Raw genomic sequence first — 20,136 nt, 5'->3', positions numbered from 1 at the left:
GGCCTTTCGGACGCCGCCACCCGGCGGCTGACCGGGTCCAAACACAGACCCGAGCGCACGTCCAGTGCGACCTAGTCGACCGGGCCGGGCGCCAGTCCGAGCAGCGCGCGCGCCTCGGCCGCCTCGGCCGGATCGACGGGATTGGCCGCGATATAGCGCAGCTTGTCGTCCTCGCGGCCCGACCGGCTTTCCTGGTTCTCGCCATGCGCCACGAGATAGGCCACCGCCGGGAACGGCACCTCGCGCAACGTCTGCCCGTATCGCGGCGCGGTTTCCGGCAATTCGAAGTGGCGCACCATCATCTGCCGCGTCGCCTTGAGATCGCCCGGCACGCGCCGCACCGCCCCCGCCGATCCACAGCATTTCCAGATCGGCGCGCGGCGCGGATGGGCGGCGTCGGGCACCCCGTGGCGGCCCAGCGCACCGGTCCGCGCATCCAGCGACCACCCCTCGACGATCAGCCAGGCATCGGCCGGTTCGGCCCGCATATGCGCGACCAGCCCCGGCACCAGCAGGTCGTCGGCATCCAGCGCAAAGAGCAGCGTGTCGGGATCGTCCTCGTCGGCGACGATGGCGGTGATCTTGCGCCACTTGTCGTCCCCGTCGAGCGGCGTGTCGACCGTCAGCCCGGTGATGCGCGGATCGTCCGGAAAGTCGATGGGATCGTGGCCGCAGACCACCGCGCGCCAGTTGGGATCGGTCTGCGCCAGCAGCGTTCCGAGCGTGCGGTCGAGACAGCGCAGGACCACCTCCCAGTCGCGGGTGGCGGCGCGGGCGATGACGGGGATGCAGAACAGGATATCGGGGGCGGTCATGCCGCGCCAGATGGTCCGGCCCGGCCGCCCGTCAAGCCGTCAGAAATCGAGATCGGCGTAATGGGGCGGCGGAGTAAAGCCCGGCACCTGGTCGGCCAGGATCGACCGGAAGGCCGGGCGCGACTTGATCTTGGCATACCAGTCCTTGACCCCCTGCTGGCGGTTCCAGTCGACATCCGAGCGGTAATCGAGCGCCGACAGATGCGCGGCCGCGGCGAAATCGGCCAGTGTCAGCATGTCGCCGGCGAGCCACCGGCGCTGCTCCAGCAGCCAGGCCATGTAATCGAGGTGAAAGCGGATCGCCTTCGAGCCTTCCTTGATGCGGCCGCTATCGGGATAGCCCGAGTTCTGGATCTTCTTGTTGATCCGCTCGTAGAGCAGTTTCGACGTGACCTCGGTGTGGAACTTGTCGTCGAACCAGCCGACAAGCCGCCGCACCTCGTAGCGGCCCACCGCGCTTTGCGGCATCAGGGGCGGCTCGGGATGGGTTTCCTCGAGATATTCGCAGATGGCCGAGCTTTCGGGCAGGTTGCGGCCATCGACCCGCAGGATCGGGACCTTGGCCGCGGGATTGCGCTTGAGGAACTCGGACGAGCCTTCCCAATAGCGTTCCTCGACCAGTTCGACCTCGATCCGCTTTTCGGCGAGCGTCAGCCGCACCTTGCGGCAGAACGGCGACAGGGGGACGTGATAGAGGCGATACATCGAACACTCCGCGCGGGTCAGGTCCCGCCTTCCTTCGCCCGAAGCGCGCGGGCGATCAACACCCGGCGCGGGCCGATTTCAGTCGCCCGAGGGCCGGAAACACGCATCCCGCCCCTGCGCCACGATCGTCGCGGCCCCGTCGCGGATGCGCGCGGCGCGCTGCGCGGTGGCCTGCGTGGGCGAGGCGGCCGAGCGCCGCTTGGGCGCGGGCAGCACCGCGGCCAGCCGCGCGGCCTGCTCCGCATCGAGCCGCGCGGGCGGGACGCGGAACGCGGCATAGGACGCGGCGTCGATCCCGAACACGCCCTCGCCGAACTCGGCCACGTTGAGATAGACTTCGAGGATGCGGCGCTTGGACCAGAACGCCTCGACCAGCGGGGTCAGCAGCGCCTCGATGGCCTTGCGCGCCCAGCTTCGGCCCTGCCAGAGATAGACGTTCTTGACCACCTGCTGCGTGATTGTCGACGCCCCGTTGCGCCCGCCCGCCTCGATGGCCGCGCGGATCGCCGGCACGTCGAAACCCCAATGGTCGCAGAACCGCGCATCCTCGGCCGCGACGACCGAGGCCAGCATGACCGGCGCGATCTGACCGATGGGGATCCATTCGTGATCCACCGCGCCCAGCCGCACCCGCTCGGCCGACATGTAGGGGGTCGTCGGAGGGTTGAAGACCGAGAACACCAGCACGGCGGCCAGCACCAGCGCCACCAGCGCCCCGAGACTGCGCAACGCCCAGCGGCGCAGGCCCGCGACGAACCGCCGGCCCGCCGGAGGGGCCGCGGATCGCGGTTTGCGTTTCGCCGTGGATTTCGCTGCCCGTGCCATCGCCGCCGTGCATAGCCCCGCGGCGCCACAAGGTGAAGCGGCGGCGGATCACTCCTGCACGGCGCGCGAGATCGCCTCGCGCTCGGCCGCGATGTTTCCGGGAAAGGGCGCGCGGCCCGCGCGGCGATACCAGTAGGCCGCGTTCGCCGTATCGCCCTCGATCCGGTGCAGATGAGCGTGCAGCCAGGCGGCTTCGGGGCTGGGATCGCCCTGCGCGAGATCGTGCGCGGCATCCCAGTCGCCCGCCTCGAGCCGCCCTATCGCGGATCTCACCGTCTCGTGCATCTCGTCGCCCTTTCGCAGATCGTTCCGGCCGCAAACGCGGCAGGGCCGCGATATGTTTCGGCTCGGGGCGCGAAACCCGCGCTTCCCCGCGCGGCCGCCGGCCGATACTCACCGGGGCGACACGGTGCGAAAGGGCCCGGCGATGGAGGGGTATGTCTTTGCCGCGGTGCTGTTCGCCGCGCTGATGCATGCAAGCTGGAACGCCATCGTAAAGATCGGGCTCGACCGGGTCTCGACCATGCTGCTGCTGACCATCGCGCAGGGCGTTATCGCGCTGCCGCTCTTGCCCGTCGCGCCGCGCCCCGATCCGGCCGCATGGCCCTGGATCGCCGGATCGGCGCTGCTGCATACCGGCTACAAGCTGCTTCTGGTGCGCGCCTATGCCCATGCCGACCTGAGCCAGGCCTATCCGCTGGCGCGTGGCACGGCGCCGGTCGTGGTCGCGCTGCTTTCGGTCTGGGTGCTGGGGGCACGGTTCGAGCCTGCGGCCCTGATCGGCATCGCGGCGATCTCGGCCGGGCTGCTGGCGATGGCGCTGGGCGGCCCGCGCGAGGGGCGGATGTCGGGCTTGGCGATCGGCTATGCGTTGGCCACGGCCGGGTTCACCGTGGGCTATACGATGGTCGACGGGGTCGGCGCGCGCATCGCGGGCACGGCGGCGGGATTCATCCTTTGGGCCTTCGTGCTGGATGCCGCGGTGATGGTCTCGCTGGCGGCCGCGTCTCGGGGGCGTGCGGCGTTCACCGCGCTCAGGCCCGGCTGGCGGGCGGGCACGGTGGCGGGGGCGCTGTCGCTGGGCTCGTACTGGATCGCGGTCTGGGCGTTCACGCAGGCGCCCATCGCGCTGGTCGCGGCGCTGCGCGAGACGAGCATCCTGTTCGCCACGCTGATCTCGGCCACGGTGCTGCGCGAAAGGGTCGGGCCGGGCCGTTGGGCGGCGGTCGCGTCGATCGCGGGCGGCGTCGTGCTGATGCGGCTCTGAGCCGCACGCGCATCGACGCCGCCCCGACCGGGCCCTATTCCGCCGGGATCGCGCGATCCTCGACGCTCAACGGATGGGCGAGCTTGTTCAGCATCTCGCGCGGGCAGACCTGGACAAAGCGCGTCTTCTCGACATCCCAGTTGCGCAGGATCGACGCCGCGCGCTGCGACCCCGTCTCGGCCGCGTGGCGTTCGATCAGACCCTTCAGCTCGCCTTCCCAATGGGCGACGGTGACGGGGCAGGTCACGAGGGTTTCGTGGTTGATGAGCAGGTCGGTTCGCCCCTCGGGATCGTAGAGATAGGCCATGCCCCCCGTCATCCCGGCCCCGAAATTCGCGCCGATGGTGCCCAGGATCACCGCCACGCCGCCGGTCATGTATTCGCACCCGTTCGACCCGCAGCCCTCGACCACCGTAGACGCGCCCGAGTTGCGCACGGCGAACCGTTCGCCCGCGCGCCCCGCAGCGAACAGGAAGCCGTCCGTCGCGCCATAGAGCACCGTGTTGCCGATGATGGTGTTGTCGGCCGCGCTGAGCGGGCTGACCATCGCCGGGCGCACCACGATCAGCCCCCCCGACAGGCCCTTGCCGACATAGTCGTTCGCATCGCCCGACACCTCGAGCTTGAGGCCCGGCGCGGCAAAGGCCCCGAGGCTCTGGCCCGCGCTGCCCGTCAGCTTGACGTGCAGATGATCGGGCTGGAGCGTGTTCCGCATCCCGAAGCGCCGGACGATATGGCTCGAGATGCGGGTGCCCACGGTGCGATGCGTGTTGGCAACCGCATAGGACAACTGCATCTTTTCGCCATCCTCGAGGAACCGCCGCGCATCGGTCACGATCTCGGCGTCGAGCGTATCGTCCACGGGGTTGCGCGGACGGTTGCGGTCGAGCGTCACCCCCTCGGCCCGATCCACCGTGATGAGCAACGGGTTCAGGTCGAGATCGTCGAGATGGGCCGAACCGCGGCTCACCTGCCGCAGCAGGTCCGCCCGCCCGATCACCTCGTCGAGCGACCGCGCCCCGAGCTCGGCCAGCACCTCGCGAACCTCTTCGGCATAGAAGGTGATGAGGTTCACCACCTTGTCGGCGGTCCCGCTGAACTTGTCGCGCAGCGCCTCGTCCTGGGTGCAGACGCCCACGGGGCAGGTGTTCGACTGGCATTGCCGCACCATGATGCAGCCCATGGCGATCAGCGCGGCGGTGCCGATGCCGTATTCCTCGGCCCCCATCATCGCCGCCATGACGATATCGCGCCCGGTGCGCAAACCGCCATCGGTGCGCAGCGTCACACGCGAGCGAAGGTCGTTCATCGCCAGCACCTGATGCGCCTCGGTCAGGCCCATCTCCCACGGCAGGCCGGCATATTTGATCGAGGTCGCGGGCGACGCGCCCGTGCCGCCGTTATGCCCCGAGATCAGGATGATGTCGGCCTTGGCCTTGGCCACGCCCGCCGCGATGGTGCCCACGCCGGACGAGGCCACCAGCTTGACCGTCACCTTGGCCCGCGGGTTGATCTGCTTGAGGTCGTAGATGAGCTGCGCGAGATCCTCGATCGAATAGATATCGTGATGCGGCGGCGGCGAGATCAGCGTCACGCCCGGCGTCGAATGGCGCAGCCTGGCGATCAGATCGGTCACTTTCATGCCCGGAAGCTGCCCGCCCTCGCCGGGCTTGGCGCCCTGGGCCACCTTGATCTCGAGCTCTTCGCAGTTCAGCAGGTACTCGGCCGTCACGCCGAACCGCCCCGAGGCGACCTGCTTGATCTTGGCCGAGCGGTTGTCGCCATTGGCATCGGGCAGTGCATCCTTGGGATCTTCGCCCCCCTCGCCCGAATCCGACTTGGCCCCGATCCGGTTCATCGCGATGCTGAGCGTCCGGTGCGCCTCGGGCGACAGCGCGCCGAGGCTCATGCCCGGCGTGACGAACCGCTTGCGGATGGCGGTGATGCTCTCGACCTCGGCCAGCGGCACGGGCTTGCCCAGTGGCACGAAATCCATCAGGTCGCGCAGGTGGATGGGCTTGGCCGCGCGCATCCTGGCGCTGTATTGCTTCCACATCTGGTAGCTGCCGCGATTGCACGCCATTTGCAGCATGTGCATCGAGGTGGCTTCCCACGCGTGGGTCTCGCCCGAGCGGCGCGCCTTGTAGAACCCGCCGATGGGCAGGATCGCGGCCCCGCCGCCGGCGCCGTTGCGAAAGGCGCGGGCGTGGATTTCCTCGGCCTTCATCTGGATGCCGTTCACCCCGATCCCCGAGATGCGCGAGGGCATTCCGGGGAAGAACTCGGCGCACATCGCCCGGCTCAGCCCGACCGCCTCGAAATTGAGCCCGCCGCGGTAGGACGAGACGACGCTGATGCCCATCTTGGACATGATCTTGAGCAGGCCGAAATCGATCGCCTCGCGATAACGCCGCACGGCGGTCGTCAGGTCGACATCGAGCAATCCGCGCTCGATCCGGTCGGCAAGGCTGTCCTCGGCGAGATAGGCGTTCACCGTGGTCGCCCCGCAGCCGATCAGCACCGCGAAATAATGCGGGTCGATACATTCGGCCGAGCGCACGTTGATCGAACAGAAGGTGCGCAGCCCCTTGCGGGTCAGCCAGGAATGGACCGCCGAGGTGGCGAGGATCATCGGCATCGCCGCGCGGGTTTCGGACTGGCCGGCATCGCTCAGCACGATATGGCCCGCGCCCGAGCGCACGGCATCCTCGGCCTCGTCGCGGATCCTGTCGAGCGCGCGGCGCAGCGTCCCCATCCCCTCGCCCGCGGGAAAGGTGCAATCGATCTCGACCATCGGCGTGGCAAAGGCCTCCACCATGCGGTCGAACTGCGCATTGCCCAGGAAGGGGCTGTCAAGAACTATGATCTCGGTCTGGGCGCTGCTTTCGTCGAGCACGTTCTTGAGGTTCCCGAACCGCGTCTTGAGGCTCATCACCCGGAACTCGCGCAGGCTGTCGATGGGCGGGTTCGTCACCTGGCTGAAATTCTGGCGAAAGAAATGCGACAGCGGGCGATAGGTCTCGGACAGCACCGCCGAGGGCGTGTCGTCCCCCATCGAGGCCACCACCTCCTTGCCGTCCTCGGCCATGGGCGCAAGGATCTGCTCGAGTTCCTCGAGCGTGTAGCCCGCCGCGACCTGCCGCCGGCGCAGGTCGTCGCCGGTGAACATCGCCGTCTCGGTGGCCTTGGACAGGTCGTCGTCGAGATCGACGATGCGGTCGACCCACTCGCCAAAGGGCTGGCCCGCGGCAAGACGGTCCTTGATCTCGGCGTCGTGGAACAGGCGCTTTTCCTCGAGATCCAGCGCAAGCATCTGCCCCGGCCCCAGCGCGCCCTTTTCGATGGCGCGGGATTCGTCGATCGGCACCATCCCCGTCTCGGACCCGGCGACGACCAGCCCGTCGCCGGTCACGACATAGCGCATCGGGCGCAGCCCGTTGCGGTCGAGCCCCGCGCAGATCCAGCGCCCGTCGGTCATGGCCAGCGCGGCGGGGCCGTCCCACGGCTCCATCACCGAGTTGCAGTAGGAATACATGTCGCGCCACGCCTGCGGCAGCTCCTCGGCCTGCTTGGACCAGGATTCCGGCACCAGCAGCGTCTTGGCCATGGGCGCCGACCGGCCCGAGCGGACGAGCACCTCGAACACCGCGTCGAGCGCGGCGGAATCCGACGCCCCGAGCGGGATGATCGGCTTGATATCCTCGGCCAGGTCGCCAAAGGCCGACGAGGCCATGCGGATCTCGTGGCTCTTCATCCAGTTGCGGTTGCCCTTGAGCGTGTTGATCTCGCCGTTATGGGCCAGCATGCGGAAGGGCTGGGCCAGCCACCATTGCGGAAAGGTATTGGTGGAATAGCGCTGGTGATAGATGGCAAAGGCGCTCTCGAACCGCTCGTCGCGCAGGTCGGGATAGAACTCGGCCACGTCCTGGGCCAACATCATGCCCTTGTAGATGATCGACCGGCAGGACAACGAGGCGAGGTAGAGCTCGCCCACCCCGGCGGCGACAGCCGCCTTCTCGATGCGGCGGCGAATGACGTAAAGCTCGCGCTCGAACGTTTCCTCGTCCACGCCCTTGCTGTTGGACAGCAGGATCTGCTCGATCTCGGGGCGCGTCGCATTGGCCTTGGAGCCGAGACAGGACACGTCCACCGGCACATGGCGCCAGCCGTAGATGTAATAGCCCATCCGCAGGATCTCGGTCTCGACGATCGTGCGGCAGGTCTCCTGCGCGCCGAAATTGGTACGCGGCAGGAACACCTGCCCCACGGCCAGGGTCTCGCCCTCGCGCGGGGTATGGCCCGTCCGCTCGACCTGCGCGCGAAAGAAAGCCCGCGGGATCTGGAGGTGGATCCCTGCGCCGTCGCCGGTCCGCCCGTCCGCATCCACCGCGCCGCGGTGCCAGACCGCCTTGAGCGCGTCGATGCCCATCTGCACGACCTGCCGCGTGGGCGTGCCGTCGATGGCCGCGACCAGCCCGACCCCGCAGGATGAATGTTCGTCCTCGGGGCGCCAGAGGCCGTTCTCGGCCAGGAAGGCCCGCTTGCGTTCCTCGCCGGCAACCCAATCCGCATCGTGCGTGGTCATGCGCGCATCCCTTTCGGCAGGGGCGGAACTCCGCCCTTCTTCGTTTCTTCAAATACTCATGGTCCGACGCCGGCCGCCTCGCGGCGGCGCCGGGGTCACTCGGCGGCGATGGCCGCCTGGCCCGCGAACCGGGCAAGGATCGCCTCGGCCGCCTCGCGCCCGTCGCGGATCGCCCAGACGACCAGGCTCGCGCCGCGCTGGATGTCACCGCAGGCATAGACGCCCGGCAGGCTGGTCTCGTGGGTTCTGAAATCGGCGAGGACGGTGCCCCAGCGCGTCACCTCGAGCCCCTCGACGTTCCACAGGCGCGGCAGCGGCTCGGGCTCGAAGCCCAGCGCCTTGATGACGAGGTCGGCCTCCTCGACGTAATCGGCGCCTTCGATGATCTCGGGCACCTGCCGGCCAGTGGCGTCGGGCTGGCCCAAACGCATCTTCTGGACCATCACCCCTTCGACGGTGTCGCCCGCGAACCCCTTGGGCGACGAGAGCCAGACGAACTCGACCCCCTCCTCCTCGGCATTGGCGACCTCGCGCTGGCTTCCGGGCATGTTGGCGCGGTCGCGGCGGTAGAGGCACTTGACGCTCAGCGCGCCCTGACGGACCGAGGTGCGGACGCAATCCATCGCCGTATCGCCGCCGCCGATGACGACGACGCGCTTGCCCGCGGCGTTGAGCTCGCCCGAGTCGAACTCGGGCACCTCGTCGCCAAAGGACTTGCGGTTCGACGCCGTGAGAAAGTCGATCGCGCGCACGATCCCGCCCGCCCCCACGCCGGGCGCCTGAAGGTCGCGGCTTTTGTAGACGCCCGTGGCGATCAGGACGGCATCGTGTCGCGCACGGATCTCGTCGAACGAGATGTCGCGCCCCACGTCGCAATTCAGCCGAAAGGTCACGCCGCCCTCTTCGAGCTGGCGGTTGCGGCGCATCACGACGTCCTTTTCAAGCTTGAAGCCCGGAATCCCGTAGGTCATCAGCCCGCCCGCGCGGTCGTGGCGGTCATAGACCGTCACCTGCACACCGGCGCGCCGCAGCATGTCGGCACAGGCCAGCCCGCCGGGGCCGGCGCCGATGATGCCGACACTTTCGGGGCGTTCGCCGGCAATGGTGATGGGCGCGACCCAGCCCTCGTCCCAAGCGGTATCGGTGATGTATTTCTCGACCGCGCCGATGGTCACGGTGCCGTGGCCCGATTGCTCGATCACGCAATTGCCTTCGCAAAGGCGGTCCTGAGGACAGATCCGGCCGCAGATCTCGGGAAAGGTGTTGGTCGCCTGCGCGATCTCGTAGGCCTCGCGCAGACGCCCCTCGGCGGTCAGGCGCAGCCAGTCGGGGATGTTGTTGTGCAGGGGGCAATGGCTCTGGCAATAGGGCACGCCGCACTGGCTGCACCTGCCGGCCTGCTCGCCCGCCTTTTCACGCGCGAACTCGCCATAGATCTCGCCGAAATCCGTGCGCCGCAGATCGGGCGGACGCTTTTCCGGCATGTCCCGCGCGATATCGACGAATCTGAGCATCGGTTGCTTGGCCACGGATTCTCCTCCTGTCTCCCGCGACGGAGTAACCGCGTTTTTCCCGCCCATAAAGAAAAAAGCGACATATAGGTCACCTCGCCTGACATTTTTTTCGGATTGCCGCGCCCGCTTACAAGGTCGGCCGGTTTCTTACCTGGCTAAAGGTCCGAACCGGACATGATTTTGAGCTTTCGGTTCCCAGGCAGGCGAATATGGTCGCGCGACTTCTGCGCGAGGCGTCCCATGCCGATCCTGACACTTCTGCTCGTCGCCATCGTCCAGGGCGTGACCGAATTCCTGCCCGTCTCGTCTTCGGGGCACCTGGTGCTGCTGCCGGCGCTGACGGGGCGGGACGATCAGGGCCTCGCGATCGACGTGGCCGCCCATGTCGGAACGCTCGGCGCCGTCGTGCTCTATTTCTGGCCCGACGTGAAACAGGCCCTGCGCGGCATCCCCCAGCTTTTCCGCGCCCGCATCGAGGATCGCGGCGGCTATCTCGCGCTCGCGCTCCTGGTCGCGACGGTGCCGGTCATCCTTGCGGGGCTGGCGCTGAAACTGTCGGGGCTCGATGCGAACCTGCGCTCGGTCGCGGTGATCGGCTGGACGACGCTGATCTTCGGGCTGGTGCTGTTCTGGGCCGACCGCACGGGGCCCAGCACGCGGCGGGCCGGTGAATGGACGCTGCGCCATGCGCTGATCATGGGGCTGTGGCAGGTCATCGCGCTGATCCCCGGCACCTCGCGCTCGGGCATCACGATCACCGGGGCGCGGCGTCTGGGCTATGCGCGCGAGGATGCCGCGCGGCTGGCGATGCTCATGTCGATCCCGACGATCCTCGCCTCGGGGGCGCTGCTGTCGCTCGACGTGATCGGGCAGGCCGATCTGGCGCTTGCCCGAGATGCGGCCATCGCCGCGGCCTTTTCTCTGGTGGCCGCGTTGCTGGCGCTCAAGCTGATGTTCCGGCTGCTGAAATCGGTGAGCTTCACGCCCTACGTGGTCTATCGCGTTTGCCTCGGGCTTGCGCTGCTGACCTATGCCTATGCCTAGCTGAACCCGCTTCGGTTCGAGCCGCCCTTGAGCCGCCCCGCCCCGCCGCGCAGGTTCTCGGCCGAGGCGTTGGCCTCGGCATATTGGCCCGAGGGGCGGAACCGCCAGAGATAATCGGGCAGCACCGCCTCGGTCGCGGTCGGCTCGATCCCCAGGTCGGCAAAGGTCATGGCGGTGTCGCCCACCACGTTGTCCTGACCGAGGTTGCGGACCTGGTCGAGCGTCAGCGGCCCCTGGATCAGCCCGAAACTGGCCTTGCCCAGCAGATCGAAACCCCACCCCATCGCCTTTGCGATCGGCATGGGAGTGTTCACGATCAGCGCGCGGCGCAGGATCACGTCGAGCATCTCGCGCATCAGCTCGCGGAAGGTCGAGACCTCGGGGCCGCCGAGCTCGTAGATGCCGGGGCGGGCATGGCCGAGGACAGCGCGCTCGATGGCATGGGCCACGTCATCGACATAGACGGGCTGGAACCGGGTCGAGGCGCCCACAAGCGGCAGGATTGGCAAGAGCCGCGCCATCCCGGCGAACCGGTTGAAGAACTCGTCCTCGTGCCCGAACACGATCGAGGGCCGCATGATGATCGCGCCCGGAAACGCCTCGCGCACCGCGCGCTCGCCAAGCGCCTTGGTGCGCCCGTATTTCGACGGTGCATTCTCGTCCGCGCCGATGGCGCTGACCTGCACGAAACGCGCTGCCCCCTCTTCGGCGGCGATGCGCGCGACGCGGGCCGCGCCCTGATGCTGCAATGCCTCGAAGGTCTGCTTGCGACCCTCGGCCAGCACGCCCACGCAGTTCACCACGGCATCCGCACCGCGCAGGACGGCGCGCACGCTGTCATCGTCGCGGATGTTGCAGAACACCGGCTCGACCTGCCCCGTAACGCCGTAGGTCCGCACGAAGGGCGCGTCGTTGGGGCGCCGCCCGGCGCAGCGCACGCGCCATCCCTGCATGGCCATGCGGCGCGCGACATAGCGGCCTATAAAGCCGGTACCGCCGATGATCGTGACAAGGTTGGACATGCGGATTCCCCTTCCTCTGCGGGCCGCCCACGGTCTAGGGCGGGGCGCCGCGCCAGACAAGCGCGAAACCCGTCGAATGGCGTTGACACCCCCGCGGCGCTCTACTAGATCGCGCTTCACGCACACTGGCCCAGGTGGCGGAATGGTAGACGCGCTGGCTTCAGGTGCCAGTGACCGCAAGGTCGTGGAGGTTCAAGTCCTCTCCTGGGCACCAAGATCGCGCCGCTTGTCCGCGCGGCGAAACCCCCTCAGAACATAGCCGATCCGTTAGTCATGGCGCCGCGCTTGCGGGGTTTGCCGCAGGTATAGCGGCTCCCGCACCAGGTCGGGCGCCGCGCGGTCAGCGCCATGCCCCGACCACGAAGGCCGGGCGCATGGTCGCGTGCCTGTCAGACAAAGCGATTGACGTAATTCTCGAGCCGCTCCTGCCGCCCCGAACGGGGTTCGGGCGCGATGTTCTCGTCGAGCACGCGTTGCGCGATGGCCCCGAGATCGCTGTGCAGCATGGATTTGGCCGCGTCCGTGTCCCAGTCGCGATAACGGTCGCGCAGCGCGTCTTCGAGCCCGCCATCCTCGATCATCGCCGCGGCGGCCTTGAGCCCGCGGGCGCAGGTATCCATGCCCCCCACATGCGCCGCGATCAGGTCCTCGGCATCGAGGGATTGCCGCCGCAGCTTGGCATCGAAATTGGTGCCGCCCTGCGTGAATCCGCCGGCCTTGAGCACGTGATAATAGGCCAGGGCGACCTCGGGCACGTTGTTGGGGAACTGGTCGGTGTCCCAGCCCGACTGGTAGTCGTTGCGGTTCATGTCGATGGAGCCCAGCATCCCCTCGGAGGCCGCGACGGCCAGCTCATGCTCGAAGGAATGGCCGGCGAGGATGGCGTGCCCCTGTTCGAGGTTCAGCTTGACCTCGTTCTCGAGCCCGTATTTCCGCAGGAACCCGATGCAGGTCGCGGCGTCGTAGTCGTATTGATGCTTGGACGGCTCCTGCGGCTTCGGCTCGACCAGGATCTGCCCTTTGAACCCGATCTTGTGCTTGTAATCCACGACCATGGCCAGGAACCGGCCCATGTGATCGAGCTCGCGCCCCATATCGGTGTTCAGAAGCGTCTCGTAGCCCTCGCGCCCGCCCCAAAGCACGTAGTTCGACCCGCCCAGCTTGTGGGTCGCGTCGAGGCAGGATTTCACCGTCGCGGCCGAAAAGGCGAACACGTCGGGGTCGGGATTGGTCGCGGCGCCCGCCATCCAGCGGCGATGGCTGAACATGTTGGCCGTCCCCCACAGGCAGCGGGTCCGCGCGGTCTTCATCCGGTCGGCGATATAGTCGGTGATCTCGTTCAGCGTGGCGAGGTTGTCGGCGAAATTGCCCTGGTCGGGGCGCAGGTCGACATCGTGCCAGCAAAAGAACGGCTGGCCGAGGATCTCGAACATCTCGAAGGCGGCATCGGCCTTGCGGCGCGCCGCGTCCATGCTGTCCTGCGGATACCACGGCCGCTCGAAGGTTTGGCCGCCGAAGGGGTCGCCCCCCTCCCAGGCAAAGGAATGCCACCAGGCAACGGCGAAACGCAGGTGGTCCTCCATCCGCTTGCCCATGACCGTTTCGTCGGGGTCATAATGGCGGAAGGCCAGCGGGTCGTCGGTCTCGGGGCCCTTGAAGGTCACGGGCGCGATGCCGTCGAAGAAGCCTGTCGTCATGGAAATCCTCACGCGGTTGTCCGTCCGGTCGCGCCGGAAACCGATCCGGCGCGGAGGCATAAGGCGCGATGCGCCCCCGCGCCGCAACCCCATTCAGGGCCGGGCGGCGGGGAACGCGTGCGGCCCGCGTCAGGTGTCGAGGTTTTCCACGTTCAGCGCGTTGGCGCGGATGAAATCGCGGCGCGGCTCGACCACGTCGCCCATGAGCTTGGTGAATATGTCGTCGGCCTCGGCGACATCCTCGACCCGCACCTGCAGCAGCGTGCGGGCCTCGGGGTCGAGCGTCGTCTCCCAGAGCTGGTCGGGGTTCATCTCGCCCAGGCCCTTGTAGCGTTGCAGCGTGAGCCCGCGCTCGCCCTCTTCGGTGATCGCGTCGAGCAGGTCGAGCGGCCCGTGGATGACCGTGTCCCGTTCCTTGCGGACAAGGTGCGAGGTGTCGGCATAGACGCCGCGCAGCGCATCGGTCTGCCCGCCCAGCCGCCGCGCCTCGCCCGAGCGGAGCACCGCACCGTCGAGCGTGCGGATTTCCTCGACCCCGCGCAGAACCCGCGCCAGCCGGATGCCGTGATCCTGCGTGATCCGCCCCTGCCAACCGGTCTCGTACTCGGCCGCCACCTGGTCGAGCCGCCGCGCCACCGCGTCGGCCACGCCCTGCAGGTCGCGATCGGCCGCGCCTGGCGCAAAGGCCCCCGCGATCGCGGCCTGCTCGAGGATGCGCAGCGGGTAATGCGTCGGGAATTGCTGGAGGATACGGCGCACGGTCCGGGCCTCTTCGACGACGCGCAGCAGGTCGTTCCCGGCGATTTCCGAGCCATCGGTCAGGCGCAGAACCGCCCCCTCGACGCCCTGCTGGATCAGGTAGTCCTCCATGCTGGCCTCGTCCTTGAGGTACACTTCGGACTTGCCGCGCATCACCTTGAAAAGCGGCGGCTGCGCGATGTACAGATAGCCCCCCTCGATCAGCTCGGGCATCTGGCGGAAGAAGAACGTCAGCAGCAACGTGCGGATATGGGCGCCGTCGACATCGGCATCCGTCATGATGATGATCTTGTGATACCGCAGCTTCGAGATATCGAACTCGTCGCGCCCGATACCGGTGCCGAAGGCGGTGATGAGAGTGCCGATCTCCTGGCTGCCCAGCATCCGGTCGAACCGCGCGCGCTCGACATTAAGGATCTTGCCCTTGAGCGGCAGAACCGCCTGGTTATAGCGCGACCGCCCCTGCTTGGCCGATCCGCCGGCGCTGTCGCCCTCCACGAGGAAGATCTCGCGCTGTGCGGGATCCTTGACCTGGCAATCGGCGAGCTTGCCGGGCAGGTTGGCCACGTCGAGCGAGGATTTCTTGCGCGTCATCTCGCGCGCCTTGCGCGCCGCCTCGCGGGCCAGCGCGGCCTCGACGATCTTGGTGACGATGTTGCGCGCCTCCGAGGGGTTTTCCTCGAACCACTCGGCCAGCTTTTCGTTCATCAGCCCCTCGACCGCCGGGCGCACCTCGGAGCTCACCAGCTTGTCCTTGGTCTGGCTCGAGAACTTGGGATCGGGCACCTTGACCGACAGGACGGCGGTCAGCCCCTCGCGGGCATCGTCGCCGGTGAAGTTGATCTTTTCCTTTTTCGCCAGACCCGATTGCCCGGCATAGAGGTTCAGCGTCCGCGTCAGCGCCCCGCGGAACCCGGCGAGATGCGTGCCGCCGTCGCGCTGGGGGATGTTGTTGGTAAAGGGCAGCACCATCTCGTTGAAGCCGTCGTTCCACCACATCGCGACCTCGACGGCGATGCCGTCCCGCTCGCCCGTGATGAAGATCGGATCGGAGATCAGCGGCGTCTTGGAGCGGTCGAGATATTTCACGAACTCGCGCACACCGCCGTCATAGCACAGCTCGAGCTCGACGGGCTCGGTGGGGCGTTCGTCGCGTACACGGATGCGCACGCCCGAGTTGAGGAACGCGAGCTCTCGCAGCCGGTGCTCGAGCGTCTTGAAGACGTAGCCGAGATCGGAAAAGGTCGAGGTCGAGGCAAGGAACCGCACCTCGGTGCCCTTTTCGCCATTCGCATCGCCCACGACGCGCAGATGCTCGACCGTCTCGCCGCGCTCGAACCGGGCGTAATGCTCCTTGCCATCGCGCCAGATCCTGAGCTCGAGCCAGTCGGACAGGGCGTTGACCACCGACACGCCGACCCCGTGCAGACCGCCCGACACCTTGTAGCTGTTCTGGTCGAACTTCCCGCCGGCATGAAGCTGGGTCATGATGACCTCGGCCGCGCTCACGCCTTCCTCCTCGTGGATTCCCACCGGAACGCCACGCCCGTTGTCGCGGACGCTGACGCTGTCATCGGCGTGAATGGTGACGCTGACGATGTCGGCATGGCCGGCCAGCGCCTCGTCGATGCCGTTATCGACGACCTCATAGACCATGTGATGCAGACCCGACCCGTCGTCGGTGTCGCCGATATACATGCCCGGCCTTTTGCGGACCGCTTCCAGCCCCTTGAGAACCTTGATGGAATCGGCGCCGTAATCGTCCGGTCGAACGCTGGTATCGGTCATGTGTGCCTGCCGTCTGTCGTGGTGTGACCTTCTAGGCCGATTTCGGCCCCGTGTCACGCGCACGCCCCCCATATTCGACAGGGCCGCCCGCCACGCATCCTACACGTTGCCGGGAACGATCTCGCTGGTTCCGCCGGCATCGCGCAGCTCGAGATATTGCGCCCGCGCGCCGAGCCCCGAGAACAGGGCGGGCTCGGTCCCGGTAAGCCAGGCCTGCGCACCCAGCGCCGCGATCTCGTCGTATAGCGCCGCGCGCCGGTCGGGGTCGAGATGGGCGGCCACCTCGTCGAGCAGCAGGACCGGAACCTCGCCGATCTCGGCGCCGAGCGCGCGGGCATTGGCCAGGATCAGCGAGATCAGCAGCGCCTTCTGCTCGCCCGTAGAACACAGGCCCGCGGCCACCCCCTTGGCCCGGTAGATGGCGACGAGGTCCACCCGATGCGGCCCAACGAGGCTGCGCCCGGCGGCAAGGTCGCGGGGGCGGCTATCGGCCAGCGCCGCGGCCGAAAAGGGCGGCGCGCCCTCGGGATCGACCAGCGCCAGGTCCGAGACGGGGAACGCCCCGCCTCCGTCCTGCGCCGCCGCCACCCGCGCCAGCGCATCGGCCCGCGCCGCGATGATGTCCCGCCCCGCCGCCTCCATCTGCCGCTCGAGCGCGCCGTACCAGGCCGGGTCGCGCACCTGGTCGCGCAGCAGGCGGTTGCGCTCGCGCATGGCCTTTTCGTAGGCGAGAACCGCCTCGGCATGATCGGGCGCAAAGCTCAGCGTCATCCGATCGACGAAACGCCGCCGCCCGTCCGCCCCCTCGATCCAGAGCCGGTCCATCGACGGCACGAGCCAGAGCACGCGCAGGACCCGCGCCAGCGCCGCCTGCGGCGCCGCCTTGCCGTCGATGCGCACCGTGCGGCCGTGATCGGGCTCGACCCGCGTGTCGATCTCGTGCGTCTCGCGCCCCGAGACGATCTGGGCCCCGATGCGCCAGCCCAACGCCTCGGGGCGGCGCATGAGATCGACGGCCGCCGCACGGCGCAATCCCCGTCCGGGCGACAGCAGCGACACCGCCTCGATCAAATTGGTCTTGCCCGATCCGTTCGCCCCGTGGATGGCGACGGGGCGCTCGTCCAGGTCGATTTCAGCCCGCCTGTGCGACCGGAAATGCGAGAGCGCGAGCCGTCTCAGATGCATCGCCGCGCCTCGCCGTTTTCCTTCGGAAAATATCCCAGGGGGGTGCCGGCCGCGGCCGGCACGGGGGACAGCGTCCCCCTCGCGCGCGGTCAGACGCGCATCGGCATGACCACGTAGACCGCCGAGGCGTCGTCGCCCTCGCGCATCAGGGTCGGGTCGCCGGAGGAGTTGAACAGGAACACGGCGTTCTCCCGGTCGACCTGCCCCGCGATCTCGAGCAGGTATTTCGCGTTGAACCCGATGGACAGCGGCTCGTCGGCATAGCCCACGACAAGCTCTTCCTCGGCATTGCCGGCATCGGGCGCGTTGACCGACAGAACCAGCCGGTCTTCCTCGAGCTGCAGCTTTACCGCGCGCGAGCGTTCCGACGACACCGTGGCGACGCGATCCACCGCGCGGGCGAAATCGCCGGCATCGACCTCGAGCCGCTTGGTGTTCCCGGTCGGAATGACGCGGGTATAGTCGGGAAAGGTTCCGTCGATCACCTTGGAGGTCAGCACGATCCCCGGCGTGGCGAAACGCACCTTGGTTTCGCTGACCGACACCGCGATCTCGGTCTCGTCGTCGTCGAGCAGCTTGCGCAGCTCGTTCACGGCCTTGCGCGGCACGATGACGCCGGCCATGTTCGCGGCACCGTCGGGCAGGTCGGCGTCGATCCGCGCCAGCCGGTGGCCATCGGTCGCGACGCAACGCAGGACCGGGCCGGTCTCGCCATCGGCGACATGCATGTAGACGCCGTTGAGGTAATACCGCGTCTCTTCGGTCGAGATGGCGAATTTCGCCTTGTCGAACAGCCGCCGCAGCACCGGCGCGGGGGCGGCGAAATTGGTGCTGTATTCGCTGCTGGCCATGACCGGGAAATCCTGCCGCGGCAGCGTGGCGAGCGCGAAATGGGACCGCCCCGCCTCGACCGACAGGCGCCCCGATGCGCCGTCATCGACCAGCCGGACCAGCGCGCCGTCGGGCAGTTTGCGCACGATCTCGTGCAGCGTCACCGCGTTGACGGTCGAGGCGCCGGCGCGTTCGACCTGCGCGGGCGCCCGGTCGACCACCTCGATATCGAGATCGGTGGCGCGGAACGAGACCGTGTCGCCCTCGGCCTCGATCAGGACGTTGGCGAGGATCGGAATGGTGTTGCGCCGCTCGACGACCGATTGCGCGCGCGCCACGGCGCGCAGAAGGGCGCTGCGTTCTATGCTGATCTTCATGTCCCGTATCCCCTTGCGCGTCGTCTGTCGCTTGCCCTCCGGCGCAGGGCCGGGATCGGTACGCTAGTCGCTTTCACGCCGCGATCAACCTCAAACGCGCGGCCCGCGCCCGGTTTCAGGCCGCGCTGCGCAGCTTGAGGGCGCGGCGCAGCAGCGCGAGATCCTCGCGCACCTGCGCATCCGATTGCTCGAGCGAGCTGATCTGGCTGATCGCGTGCTTAACGGTGGTGTGGTCGCGCTTCTTGAAACGAAAGGCGATTTCCTTGAGCGACCGGTCGGTCAGCTCGCGCGCCAGCAGCATCGCCACCTGCCGCGGACGGGCATAGATCCGGGCGCGGTTGGTGCTGAGGAAATCGCTCATCCGCAGGTTGTAATGCTCGGCCACGACGCGCTGGATATGCTCGACCGAGGGGCGCCAGTCCGACACGCGGACCAGGTCCGACAGGATATCCTCGGCCACGCCAAGGCTGAGATCGCCGATCAGCGACCCCTCGACCAGCAACCGGTTCAGCGCGCCGTCGAGCTCGCGCACATTGCCCGTGACCCGCGTGGCGAGGAAGTCGAGGATATCGTCGCCGATCTCGACGCCGGGAAACTGCCGGCGCTTTTCGGCGAACTTGCGTTGCAGGATGCCCACGCGCAGCTCGTAGCTTGTCGGGTGGATGTTGCACACGAGGCCCGAATGCATCCGGCTGACGATGCGCTGCTCAAGCCCGGTGATGTCGCCGGGTGCCTTGTCGCCCGACAGCACGATCTGCTTGCCCTGGTCGACCAGCACGTTGAACGTGTGAAAGAACTCTTCCTGCGTGTTGTTCTTGCCCGCGATGAACTGGATCTCGTCGACCATCAGCACGTCGACCGACCGGAACATCTGCTTGAAATCCATCGTCGTGCGCGATTGCAGCGACTGGATGAACCGCCACATGAAATGCTCGGCCGTCATGTAGAGCACGCGGGTATCGGGGTCGCGCTCGCGCAGCGCCCAGCCGATGGCGTGCATCAGGTGCGTCTTGCCCAGCCCCACGTCGCTGTAGAAGAACAGCGGATTGAACAAGAGCTCTCCGCCATCGGCGATGCGGCGCGCGGCGGCGTGGGCGATCTCGTTCGTCTTGCCCACGACGAAATTGGCAAAGGTGAAGGTGGGGTCGAGCTTGACCCCCTCTTCCTGCATGGGGGCGCGGGGGGCGGGGCGCCGTCCCGAGGGCATGGCGAGGCTGTCGGCAGGCCCGTTCGCCGCGGCGCGTTCGCGCGGATCGCGCAGCGCGGCGGTCTTTTCCGCCGCAAAGGACAGGCGGCGGACCTCGGGGGCGGTATCGGACAGGACGCGCAGGATGATGTCGCCGTAGTGGCGCTGCACCCAGCTTCCGGCAAAGGAGGTGGGCACCGACAGGGTCAGCACCCCGTCATCGAGCCCCAGGAACCGCAGCGGCGCGATCCAGGCCGTGTAGTGACTGCCGCCGATTGCCGATTCGAGCTTTGCCTGCACCGCATCCCAAACGTCAGATCCCATTCCGTCCCGTCCTCGGCCCAAAGTGTCTTTCCCGGCCAATGCCGGATCGCGGACCCGCGGGCACCGGGGGCGGTCGTCGGATCGAACGGGCGCGCCTTGGCGACGCAAGACCCTGTCCCGTCCACGACAGCGGACAGGGCGGACCCGTTACAAACCTCGATCTACGCAGGGCGGCAAAATGAGTTCGACCGAACGGACCGGATATGCCTCCG

At 67.9% G+C, this 20,136-nt stretch carries 14 protein-coding genes and 1 tRNA gene; 3 read left to right on the top strand and 12 right to left on the bottom strand.

Annotated features, from left to right (window positions below):
- Nucleotides 1-71: 71 nt before the first annotated feature.
- From E2L08_RS05395 to E2L08_RS05380, 4 genes are all read right to left on the bottom strand, one after another.
- Nucleotides 72-815, bottom strand: a complete 744-nt coding sequence (locus E2L08_RS05395) for a hypothetical protein (RefSeq protein WP_133396039.1) — start codon at nucleotides 813-815, stop codon at nucleotides 72-74.
- Nucleotides 816-854: 39 nt separating this feature from the next.
- Nucleotides 855-1,520, bottom strand: a complete 666-nt coding sequence (fzlA, locus tag E2L08_RS05390; protein ID WP_133396038.1) for an FtsZ-binding protein FzlA — start codon at nucleotides 1,518-1,520, stop codon at nucleotides 855-857.
- Nucleotides 1,521-1,598: 78 nt separating this feature from the next.
- Nucleotides 1,599-2,345: a monofunctional biosynthetic peptidoglycan transglycosylase gene (mtgA, locus tag E2L08_RS05385; RefSeq protein ID WP_133396037.1), complete on the bottom strand. Its 747-nt coding sequence runs from the start codon at nucleotides 2,343-2,345 to the stop codon at nucleotides 1,599-1,601.
- A 48-nt stretch (nucleotides 2,346-2,393) separates the two neighbouring features.
- On the bottom strand, nucleotides 2,394-2,630 hold the full coding sequence (locus tag E2L08_RS05380) for a hypothetical protein (protein ID WP_133396036.1): 237 nt from the start codon (nucleotides 2,628-2,630) through the stop codon (nucleotides 2,394-2,396).
- Between the two features lie 142 nt (nucleotides 2,631-2,772).
- On the opposite strand from E2L08_RS05380, the gene E2L08_RS05375 reads away from it, so the two are divergent.
- Complete coding sequence (locus tag E2L08_RS05375) at nucleotides 2,773-3,612, top strand: EamA family transporter (RefSeq protein WP_133396035.1); 840 nt, start codon at nucleotides 2,773-2,775, stop codon at nucleotides 3,610-3,612.
- Nucleotides 3,613-3,646: 34 nt separating this feature from the next.
- On the opposite strand, the gene gltB is transcribed toward E2L08_RS05375, so the two are convergent.
- Complete coding sequence (gltB, locus tag E2L08_RS05370) at nucleotides 3,647-8,197, bottom strand: glutamate synthase large subunit (RefSeq protein ID WP_133396034.1); 4,551 nt, start codon at nucleotides 8,195-8,197, stop codon at nucleotides 3,647-3,649.
- A gap of 95 nt (nucleotides 8,198-8,292) precedes the next feature.
- Entirely contained in the window at nucleotides 8,293-9,726 is a 1,434-nt protein-coding gene (locus E2L08_RS05365; protein WP_133396033.1) for an NAD(P)-dependent oxidoreductase, read from the bottom strand.
- 225 nt (nucleotides 9,727-9,951) lie between these two features.
- Here E2L08_RS05365 and E2L08_RS05360 point away from each other — a divergent pair, with 225 nt between their 5' ends.
- The gene (locus E2L08_RS05360) at nucleotides 9,952-10,755 is read left to right on the top strand and encodes an undecaprenyl-diphosphate phosphatase (protein ID WP_133396032.1); all 804 of its coding nucleotides are present in this window, start codon (nucleotides 9,952-9,954) and stop codon (nucleotides 10,753-10,755) included.
- On the opposite strand, the gene E2L08_RS05355 is transcribed toward E2L08_RS05360, so the two are convergent.
- A complete protein-coding gene (locus E2L08_RS05355) occupies nucleotides 10,752-11,777 on the bottom strand; it encodes a complex I NDUFA9 subunit family protein (RefSeq protein WP_133396031.1) in 1,026 nt (341 codons plus the stop codon). The two genes, E2L08_RS05360 and E2L08_RS05355, sit on opposite strands and share 4 nt — an antisense overlap.
- A 128-nt stretch (nucleotides 11,778-11,905) precedes the next feature.
- Between E2L08_RS05355 and E2L08_RS05350 the strand changes: the two genes are divergently transcribed.
- Nucleotides 11,906-11,991, top strand: a tRNA-Leu gene (locus E2L08_RS05350).
- Between the two features lie 175 nt (nucleotides 11,992-12,166).
- Here the strand turns inward: E2L08_RS05350 and xylA are convergent.
- From xylA to dnaA, 5 genes are all read right to left on the bottom strand, one after another.
- Complete coding sequence (xylA, locus tag E2L08_RS05345) at nucleotides 12,167-13,474, bottom strand: xylose isomerase (RefSeq protein ID WP_133396030.1); 1,308 nt, start codon at nucleotides 13,472-13,474, stop codon at nucleotides 12,167-12,169.
- A gap of 129 nt (nucleotides 13,475-13,603) precedes the next feature.
- Nucleotides 13,604-16,021, bottom strand: coding sequence for a DNA topoisomerase (ATP-hydrolyzing) subunit B (gene gyrB / locus E2L08_RS05340; protein WP_133396029.1), 2,418 nt, complete (start codon nucleotides 16,019-16,021; stop codon nucleotides 13,604-13,606).
- Between the two features lie 99 nt (nucleotides 16,022-16,120).
- A complete protein-coding gene (gene recF / locus E2L08_RS05335; RefSeq protein ID WP_133396028.1) occupies nucleotides 16,121-17,206 on the bottom strand; it encodes a DNA replication/repair protein RecF in 1,086 nt (361 codons plus the stop codon).
- An 89-nt stretch (nucleotides 17,207-17,295) separates the two neighbouring features.
- Nucleotides 17,296-18,414 carry a DNA polymerase III subunit beta gene (dnaN, locus tag E2L08_RS05330; protein ID WP_133396027.1) on the bottom strand — a complete coding sequence of 373 codons (1,119 nt, stop codon included), beginning with the start codon at nucleotides 18,412-18,414 and terminating at the stop codon, nucleotides 17,296-17,298.
- A 115-nt stretch (nucleotides 18,415-18,529) separates the two neighbouring features.
- Nucleotides 18,530-19,924 carry a chromosomal replication initiator protein DnaA gene (gene dnaA / locus E2L08_RS05325; RefSeq protein ID WP_133396026.1) on the bottom strand — a complete coding sequence of 465 codons (1,395 nt, stop codon included), beginning with the start codon at nucleotides 19,922-19,924 and terminating at the stop codon, nucleotides 18,530-18,532.
- Nucleotides 19,925-20,136: the final 212 nt, after the last annotated feature.

Source organism: Palleronia sediminis (assembly GCF_004358695.1).
GTDB lineage: Bacteria > Pseudomonadota > Alphaproteobacteria > Rhodobacterales > Rhodobacteraceae > Palleronia > Palleronia sediminis.
This window is presented reverse-complemented; position numbering and strand designations above follow the sequence as displayed.

Excerpts from the sequence above, each read along its gene's own strand:
- E2L08_RS05395 (WP_133396039.1), bottom strand. The coding sequence starts at position 815 with ATGACCGCCCCCGATATCCTGTTCTGCATCCCCGTCATCGCCCGCGCC.
- fzlA (WP_133396038.1), bottom strand. The coding sequence starts at position 1,520 with ATGTATCGCCTCTATCACGTCCCCCTGTCGCCGTTCTGCCGCAAGGTG.
- mtgA (WP_133396037.1), bottom strand. The coding sequence starts at position 2,345 with ATGGCACGGGCAGCGAAATCCACGGCGAAACGCAAACCGCGATCCGCG.
- E2L08_RS05380 (WP_133396036.1), bottom strand. The coding sequence starts at position 2,630 with ATGCACGAGACGGTGAGATCCGCGATAGGGCGGCTCGAGGCGGGCGAC.
- E2L08_RS05375 (WP_133396035.1), top strand. The coding sequence starts at position 2,773 with ATGGAGGGGTATGTCTTTGCCGCGGTGCTGTTCGCCGCGCTGATGCAT.
- gltB (WP_133396034.1), bottom strand. The coding sequence starts at position 8,197 with ATGACCACGCACGATGCGGATTGGGTTGCCGGCGAGGAACGCAAGCGG.
- E2L08_RS05360 (WP_133396032.1), top strand. The coding sequence starts at position 9,952 with ATGCCGATCCTGACACTTCTGCTCGTCGCCATCGTCCAGGGCGTGACC.
- E2L08_RS05355 (WP_133396031.1), bottom strand. The coding sequence starts at position 11,777 with ATGTCCAACCTTGTCACGATCATCGGCGGTACCGGCTTTATAGGCCGC.
- xylA (WP_133396030.1), bottom strand. The coding sequence starts at position 13,474 with ATGACGACAGGCTTCTTCGACGGCATCGCGCCCGTGACCTTCAAGGGC.
- gyrB (WP_133396029.1), bottom strand. The coding sequence starts at position 16,021 with ATGACCGATACCAGCGTTCGACCGGACGATTACGGCGCCGATTCCATC.
- recF (WP_133396028.1), bottom strand. The coding sequence starts at position 17,206 with ATGCATCTGAGACGGCTCGCGCTCTCGCATTTCCGGTCGCACAGGCGG.
- dnaN (WP_133396027.1), bottom strand. The coding sequence starts at position 18,414 with ATGAAGATCAGCATAGAACGCAGCGCCCTTCTGCGCGCCGTGGCGCGC.
- dnaA (WP_133396026.1), bottom strand. The coding sequence starts at position 19,924 with ATGGGATCTGACGTTTGGGATGCGGTGCAGGCAAAGCTCGAATCGGCA.